Source organism: Uliginosibacterium sp. sgz301328, assembly GCF_041807905.1.
Taxonomy (GTDB): domain Bacteria; phylum Pseudomonadota; class Gammaproteobacteria; order Burkholderiales; family Rhodocyclaceae; genus JBGVSA01.
In genome coordinates this window covers 275,553-283,783 of sequence record NZ_JBGVSA010000002.1, presented here as the reverse complement: position 1 = coordinate 283,783, position 8,231 = coordinate 275,553, and the positions used below count along the sequence as shown (strand labels likewise).

The following is an 8,231-nucleotide window of genomic DNA, read 5'->3' as shown; positions in this document are numbered from 1 at the left end:
AGGACTGTCTGAGGAGCGTAGCGACGAACGCCGCACTGCCTTCTCGGCCGCGCAGCGCAGGGGATCGGCCGCAGGCCGACGACGCTGTGGGGTCGCTTCTTTGGTTACTTTCTTGTCGAAAACAAGAAAGTGACTCGCCCGCCGGGGCGAACTCCCGGCCAACGTACTCCAACAGTCGAGACCAAGCCTAGAAAAACCAGGCCCTAAGCAAGGAAGGGCCTTCATCACCGCGCGCATGGGATGCAATGGCCGGTGACACTCCGTGCTCTTCCGCCCCGAGGCGAAACAAACAGAAAGCGCTAAAACCGCTTGGCGCTCCCCACCGACACCACCCCCACCGCCCCAAGAATCAACAACGCCGCAATCCCCTCATGCCACCCCGGCTGCTCGCCGAGAAAAATCATCCCCGACGCAATTCCCACCAGCGGCGTGAGCAGCGACGACAGCGACGACACAGACACCGGCACCAGCAACACCAACCGATTCCACGCCCAGTAGCAGTACATGAACCCGATCAGCAGGTTGTAGATGAGCCCCAGCGCTGGCCACAGCGACAGCGGCTTCTGTGGCAAGCCGTCGATGAAGAAGGCGCCGAGGATCACCGGAATGCCGCCGAACAGCATCATCCAGCCAGTCAGGGCGACGGTATTCATGGGGATCTTCCACAGCTTGAGCAGCACGATGCCGGTGGCCCAGCACCATGCGGCCGCGATCATCAGCGTTACGCCGAGCGGTGCGCTGGCAAGGCTGGTCAGGCTCTGGGACAGCAGTACGGCAACACCGCCCAGCCCCAGCGCCAGGGCGACCAGACGGCGGGCGTCGAGCGCTTCGTGCAGCAGCCAGACCGACAGCGGCACGCACCACAGCGGCATGGTGTAGCCCAACAATGCCGCTCGGCCGGACGGCATGAGCTTGACGCCGTAAGTGGCGAACACGTTCCAGCCGACCATGTTGAAGAGCACCAGCCAGAACAGCTTTGCGCCATAGCCGCGCGGGATCGCCAGCGGTTTGCCGTTCAGACGGGCGATGACGAGCACGCCGATGCCGCCGAAGATCAGGCAGAAGCCGCGGAAACTCAGCGGCGGCAATTCGGTGAGCACGGTCTTCATCGCCGACCAGTTGAAGCCCCAGCACAGCGCGAGGCTGAGCAGCAGGATCAGTCCTTCGCGGGGCAATCGATTGGCGGTATGGGGCATGGGGCGACCTGCGCGTGGCGAAACCGCGGGATTCTACAGTGGCGGCGCACGCGGTGAAGGCGCGGCGGATTCAGGTCGATGTGTCAAAGCCAGTGCCAAGGGATCGGTGAGCCACCTCGCCCTGCCGTATAATCCGCGCCTGGCGCAGGAAACCAGCCTGTCGCACCTCTTTTTCCGCATTCCGATATGTCCCTCGAGCAAGAAATCCGCCGCCGCCGCACGTTTGCGATCATTTCCCACCCTGACGCGGGTAAGACGACCCTCACCGAAAAGCTGTTGTGGTTCGGCGGCGCCATCCAGGTGGCCGGCGAAGTGCGCGCCCGCAAGGCTGCGCGCCACGCGACGTCCGACTGGATGGAGCTGGAAAAGCAGCGCGGGATCTCGGTGACTTCATCGGTGATGCAGTTCCCGTACCGCGACGCCATCGTGAACCTGCTCGATACGCCGGGGCACGAGGACTTTTCAGAAGACACTTACCGTACGCTGACCGCCGTCGATTCGGCAGTAATGGTGATCGACTCGGTCAACGGCGTCGAAGCGCAGACCATCAAGCTGCTCGGCGTGTGCCGCCTGCGCGACACGCCGATCCTTACCTTCATCAACAAGCTCGACCGCGAAGGCAAGGCGCCCATCGATCTGCTCGATGAAATCGAATCGGTGCTGGAGATGGAATGCGCGCCGATGACCTGGCCGATCGGCATGGGCAAACGCTTCCGCGGCGTATATCACCTCTACAACGACACCATCTCGTTCTTCGACCCGCACGCCGAGAAGGGCACTTCCGAGATCATCGAAGGGCTGGACAATCCGCGCCTGGATGAGCTGATCGCCGAACAGGCCGACGAGCTGCGCCTGGAAGTCGAACTGGTTCGCGGCGCGTCCCACGCCTTCGACAAGGACAAGTACCTCTCCGGCAAGCAGACGCCGGTGTTCTTCGGCTCGGGCGTGAACAACTTCGGCGTGCAATCGGTGCTCGACGCGATCGTGGATCTCTCCCCCGCTCCGCTCGCGCGGCCGGCCGAGTCGCGTCAGGTCGAGCCGGCGGAAGGCAAGTTCTCGGGCTTCGTGTTCAAGATCCAGGCCAACATGGACCCCAAGCACCGCGACCGCATCGCGTTCCTGCGGGTGTGCTCGGGCAAGTTCTCCCGGGGAATGAAGATCAAGCAGGTCTCGCAGGGCAAGCAACTGGCGATCAACAACGCCATCACGTTCATGGCGCAGGATCGCAACACCACCGACGAAGCCTGGCCGGGCGACATCATCGGTATTCCCAACCACGGCACGATCCGCCTGGGCGATACCTTCTCCGAGGGCGAAGACCTCAAATTCACCGGCATCCCCTCCTTCGCGCCCGAACTGTTCCGCCGCGCGCAGATCAGGAATCCGCTGAAGATGAAGCAGTTGCAAAAGGGTTTGCAGCAGCTCGCCGAGGAAGGCGCGACGCAGTTGTTCCGTCCGCTGGCGTCGAACGATCTGATTCTCGGCGCGGTGGGTGTGCTGCAGTTCGACGTGGTCGCGCACCGGCTCGAACATGAATACGGTGTCGAAGCCGTGTTCGAACCCTGCGCGTGGGCCACGGCCCGCTGGCTGCGCGGCAAGGACGACGACATTCGCGCGCTGCTCGACAAGGCGCCGGGCAACATGGCGCAGGACGGCGCGGGCGACTACGTGTATCTCGCCCCCAACCGCGTGAATCTGCAGATGGCGCAGGAACGCCATCCGAACGTGCGCTTCCTGGAGACGCGCGAAATCTATTGATGCCCACCCCGGTCGGCTGGGCGGAGAGGAACATTGCGATGACAACCCGAAACGTCCAGTTGCCCGACGGCACCTCCGTTCCCGCCATCGGACAGGGCACGTGGTACATGGGCGACGATGCCGGTGCGCGCGGCCAGGAAGTGCGTGCGCTGCAACTGGGCATCGATCTGGGGCTCACGCTCATCGACACCGCCGAGATGTACGCCGACGGCGGCGCGGAAAAGGTGGTCGGCGAAGCCATCGCCGGACGGCGCGATTCGGTCTTCGTGGTCTCCAAGGTCTATCCGCATCACGCCTCTCGCAGCAAGATGTCGCTGGCATGCGACGCTTCGCTGCGCCGGCTCGGCACCGATTACATCGACCTGTATCTCTTGCACTGGCGCGGCAGCGTGCCGCTGGCCGAGACCATCGACGCGATGGAACGGCTCGTCGACACCGGGAAGATCCTCCGCTGGGGCGTGTCGAACCTCGACACCGACGACATGCGCGAACTCTGGCGCGCGGGCGGCGACGCCTGTGCGACCGATCAGGTGCTCTACCACGCCGCCTCGCGCGGCATCGAATTCGACCTGCTGCCGTGGTGCCGCGAGCACGCCCTGCCGGTGATGGCGTATTGCCCGCTGGCGCAGGCCGGCAACCTGCGTGAAGATCTGCTCGGCCACCCGGACATCGTGGGGATTGCCGACGAAATCGGCGCCACGCCCGCACAGGTGGCGCTGGCCTGGGTCATCCGCCAGGGTGACGTGATCGCTATCCCCAAGGCCGCACGCGACGCGCACGTGCGCGAAAATGCGGGCGCCGCCGCGATCGCGCTCGACCCACACCATCTGGCAAGGATCGACGCGGCGTTCCCGCCGCCGGTGTCGCGCGAACCGCTGGACGTGGTCTGAGGCAGTCGCCCGAGCGCTACGCGGGCTGTTGCGTATCTTCCAGCGAGCGCAGCAGCCGTTCGAGTTGCTCGCTGGTGCGCTCGACTTCACTACGCAATGCGGCCACTGCCGCCTGCCTGTCGCCTTCCACCTCACGCGACAGCGCGGCGCAGGCGTCGATCAAGCTGTTCGACCCGATCATCTGCCCGCATCCCTTGAGTTTGTGAGCGACCTCGCGCAGGGCGCGCACGTTGCCTACGCGATCGGCTTCCGCAAGATCCTGCAGCGCTTCCGCGTTGCTGCCGAGCAGGGACTGCAGGAATTCGCGCTCGACCGCCACGTTGCCCGACGAGAAGGCGCGGATGAAGCGCAACGGCCCATCGTCGTGGAGTTCCTGTTCAGCGGGCGCCGGCGGGTCGACTTGCCGTTCCAGCACGCCGGCCAGCGTGTCCAGCGCCAGCGGCTTGGTCAGGCATTCGTCCATGCCAGCGCCGCGGGCGATGCGCTCGGCCTCGGGCCGCGCATCGGCGCTGCACCCGACGATGACCGACGGCGGCAATCCGCGCGCCCTCTCCACGCTGCGGATTTCACGGGCCAGCGTGTAGCCGTCCATGATCGGCATCGAGATGTCGGTGATGATCACGTCGAACGGATTGCGCTCGTATGCTTCCAGCGCTTCGAATCCGTTGCTCGCGGTGGCCGGGCTGACACCGAGCATCTTGAGTTGCTGCGTCAGCAGGATCAGTCCCGGCGCATGGTCATCGACGATCAGCACCCGCAGATCGGGGGCGATGATCCGGCACGATGGAGGGGCCTCGGCTTCGACTTCCGGCTCTGCGGCCACCCTGACCGGGATGTCGACGGTGATCGTGGTCCCGACGGTGTATTGGCTGTCCAGCCGGATGGTGCCGCCCATACCTTGCACGAGCCCCTGGCAGATCGACAATCCCAGTCCGGTACCGCCAAAGCGCGCCGCGGCATTGCCTTCACCCTGGCTGAAGGGCTGGAACAGGACGGCCTGATCGGACTCGCGAATACCGATGCCGGTGTCGCGGACAACCACGCGCAACGTGCCACGAGCGTCACCATCCGGCGTCCACGTGGCGGTCAGCGTCACCCCGCCCTTGTTGGTGAACTTGATGGCATTGCTGAGCAGATTGCCCACCACCTGCCGCACGCGCATGGCATCGATCATGAGCCACGGCGGCACGTGTTCGTCGACGTCGATGTCCAGGCCGATGCGGCGCTCGCTCGCCAGGGGGCTGTAGATCTCGGACAGCCGCGCCAGTTCTTCCGCGAGGCTGGCTGGCGCCAGCACGATGTTGAGCTTGCCTGCTTCGATGCGCGCAAAGTCGAGGATGTCGCTGATCAGACGGAGCAGCGATTGGGCCGATTGGCGCACCAGCCGCAGGCTGTCCTTGTCGGCAGGCCCTTCGCGGTCGAGCTGCAGTTCGAGCAGCCCGAGGATGGCGTTCATCGGCGTGCGGATTTCGTGGCTGATGGTGGCGAGGAACGCGCTCTTGCTGCGATTGGCGGTCTCGGCTTCGAGACGGGCGCTCTCCAGGTCGCGCTCCACGCGCTTGCGCTCGCTGATGTCGGTCCAGCCAGCGATGACTTGTCCGGTGGGCTGATCGCCATCGCGCAACGGTACCGCCCACAACATGATCCAGCGCGGATTGCCGGATTGGCCTTCGTGACCCACCTCGGCATCTTCGAAGCGGGCCTCTCCGGCCTCGGCCGCCTTCGCGCAGATGGCCTGCAGTTGGTTGTTCAATGCGCGGGCCTCGGTCGACCAGTCGCCAGCCGTCAGCAGTTGGCCGACGAGTTCGTCCTGGGGACGGCCATAATCGGCCGCAAAACGCGCGTTGCAGGCCACCACGCGCCCGTATTCGTCGCGGATGAATACTGCCGACGGTAAGCCGTCGAGCAAGCTGTTCTGGCGTTCGACCTGTGTCTTGAGCAACTGCTCGCTGCGGCGCCGTCGCCAGATGCGCCAGCCCATGATGGCTCCGCCGGCCGCCATCACGGCCAGCAAACCGAGTATGGCCATAGGCACGGCCCGTTGCTGCGCCTCGGTCAGGCCGTAACGCATTTCCTTGGACTGGCGCGGCGACCATTCGCGACGCAATGATTCCATTTCTTCCGGCGCAATGCTGTCGATGGCCTTGTCCAGGATGCTGCGCAGGATTGGTAGCGTCGGCACCACGGCCATGCCGATCGACATCGGCTGGTCGTTGAGCGTGGACGCCACGCGCAGCCGCCCCTGGTAACGCTGCGAGATGATGTAGTTGGCGCCCGCCATTTCGCGCACCACGGCGTCGACATGACCGTCGAGCAACGCCTCGGTCTGCGCCGAGAAGTTGTCGAACGGCACCAGCGTGGCGGCCGGGAAGTTCTCTCGCATGTAGTGCATCAGCGTGGTCTGTGGCAGCACGCCGACACGCTTGCCCGCCAGGTCACCCGGGCCGGAGACCGAGTTGTCATTGGCGCGCGTGACAATCGCCCACAGGGTCTGCGCGTAGCGCTGCGTGGGCAGGCGTACCGAAGGGTCGCTGCCATCGACGACCGCCACCGGCACCAGCCACACGTTGCCGTCGCTGAAGCTTTGGCGTACGTCCTGCACACGCGTGTACCACACGGGCTCGAACCTCAATCCGGTGCGTTCCGAGATCCGCGCGAGCAGGTCAACCGACATCCCGACCGCCTTGCGTCCATCTTTGTCGAGAAACAGGAACGGTGCCACGTCGGCCATGGCCGCGTAGCGCACGACCGGGTGTGAGGCGATCCATGCGTTTTCTTCGGCGCGCAAGGTGGGGCGACGCTCGAAGCGATAGTGGCGCTCGGCGCCGTCCCAACGATTGCGTACCTCGCCTTCCAGGCGGATCGGCAGATCGACCAGCACGTCGTTGATGGTGTAGATGAGGCCCGCCTCGTCCTCGCGCGCGACGAAAGCGAACGCGCTCTCCGAATAGGGGGCGAAATCGGTGATGCTGAGATTGAGCAGCTGAAGTTGATCAATGATGTGATTGGCCGCGATGACGTTGGCGATGGCCACATCCGCCTGGCCGTTGGCCACAGCGGTCATTGCCTGCACGGCATTGGCGAACCATACCTGCTGCTCGGGCGGGAAGTCCGCGTCGATGGCCGACGAACGATTGCGGTCGGCCACCAGTGCCACGCGCGGGCGCGATATGTCGCCCGCATCGTCGCGACGGACGATCACCTGCCTGTTGCCGAAATACGGGATCGATGCAATCAGTCCATCGTGGCCGTCCGATTCGAAGGCCGCGGCGAGTTCGACTTCTCCGCTGCGTACGGCTTCGAGCACGCGGCTCAAGGTCGGATACGTGTGCACTTCGAAACGCAGCCCCGCACGCGAGCCGATCACGTACAGGTAGTCGGCGATGATGCCTTCCACACGGTTGTGGCGAGTGGCAGTAATGAGAAAAGGCAGGTCGCCGTTGCCCACTGCCGCCACGCGGATCACCGGCGCGCCGCTGGGCGGCGCCGGGAAATCATCGGACAACCAGCTGGTCGGCCGATAGACCCCACTGCTTTCGGTGGCGGCCATCGACGCCAGCGGCACGAATGCCGCCATCGCCAGCCACCGCAGCAGTTTGCGCATCACAGGTCCTTGATGATGTTGTTGACCTTGGCGTACTCAGCCAGATCGATCAACGAACGCAGACCGAGTTTTTCCTGGATGCGCGCCTTGTGCGTGCTGACCGTCTTGTGACTGATCTGCAGGTCGTGTGCGATCTGCTGGTTGGACAGGCCCTTGGCCAGCAACTGCAACACGGTCAGTTCCTTGTTGGTCAGCGCCGAACCCGGCACGCCGCGCGCCTGGCGTTCGCGCGCCAGTGCCGACACCGGGAAGTACACGTAGCCGCCCAGCACAGTACGCACTGCATGCATGATCTCGGCCGGTTCCTTGCTCTTGCTGATGTAGCCGTTGGCGTTGGCCATGAGCGCGCGCGAGGCGAAGATCTCTTCGTCCTGCGCCGACAGCACCAGCACCTTGATGCCGGGCCGCAGCGTGCGAAGCTCGCCCAGCAGCGGCAGGCCGCTCGAACCATGCAGCTCGAGATCGAGGATGACGAGGTCCACCCGGTGCTCGCGGATGTAATCAATCACATCGGCGGCCTGCCCGGATTCATGTACCACGCGAATGTCGGCTTCGGCAGTGAGCAGCGAGCGGACGGCCATTCTCATGGTGGGATGGTCTTCAACCAGTACTACGCTGTACATGCGCAACCTCCATGTCCCGTTTGCTTGTCGAATCGGCCGGGCACCGCCACAGCGCCCATCGCACGGCAGGCAGGACGGATTCCAGTATAGGCAAGGGTGAGAGCCTGCTCGAAGGCTCCACCGTTCGTGTCGTGCCCCGTGCGGGGGGCTGTTGCCAGCA

General features: G+C 64.8%; 5 protein-coding genes. 2 read left to right on the top strand and 3 right to left on the bottom strand.

The annotated features are described in order from the left end of the window. Nucleotides 1-299: 299 nt before the first annotated feature. Nucleotides 300-1,196 carry a DMT family transporter gene (locus ACDA63_RS02725; RefSeq protein ID WP_373661629.1) on the bottom strand — a complete coding sequence of 299 codons (897 nt, stop codon included), beginning with the start codon at nucleotides 1,194-1,196 and terminating at the stop codon, nucleotides 300-302. 186 nt (nucleotides 1,197-1,382) lie between these two features. Here ACDA63_RS02725 and ACDA63_RS02720 point away from each other — a divergent pair, with 186 nt between their 5' ends. Continuing rightward, nucleotides 1,383-2,954: a peptide chain release factor 3 gene (locus tag ACDA63_RS02720; protein ID WP_373661628.1), complete on the top strand. Its 1,572-nt coding sequence runs from the start codon at nucleotides 1,383-1,385 to the stop codon at nucleotides 2,952-2,954. Nucleotides 2,955-2,992: 38 nt separating this feature from the next. Continuing rightward, nucleotides 2,993-3,844 (top strand): aldo/keto reductase, encoded by an 852-nt coding sequence (locus ACDA63_RS02715; protein WP_373661627.1) that lies wholly within the window; start codon nucleotides 2,993-2,995, stop codon nucleotides 3,842-3,844. Nucleotides 3,845-3,860: 16 nt separating this feature from the next. Here ACDA63_RS02715 and ACDA63_RS02710 read toward each other — a convergent pair whose 3' ends face one another. Both ACDA63_RS02710 and ACDA63_RS02705 read right to left on the bottom strand, forming a co-directional pair. After that, the gene (locus ACDA63_RS02710; RefSeq protein ID WP_373661626.1) at nucleotides 3,861-7,448 is read right to left on the bottom strand and encodes an ATP-binding protein; all 3,588 of its coding nucleotides are present in this window, start codon (nucleotides 7,446-7,448) and stop codon (nucleotides 3,861-3,863) included. Then, on the bottom strand, nucleotides 7,448-8,071 hold the full coding sequence (locus ACDA63_RS02705; RefSeq protein WP_373661625.1) for a response regulator: 624 nt from the start codon (nucleotides 8,069-8,071) through the stop codon (nucleotides 7,448-7,450). Before ACDA63_RS02705 ends, ACDA63_RS02710 begins: the two co-directional genes overlap by 1 nt. Nucleotides 8,072-8,231: the final 160 nt, after the last annotated feature.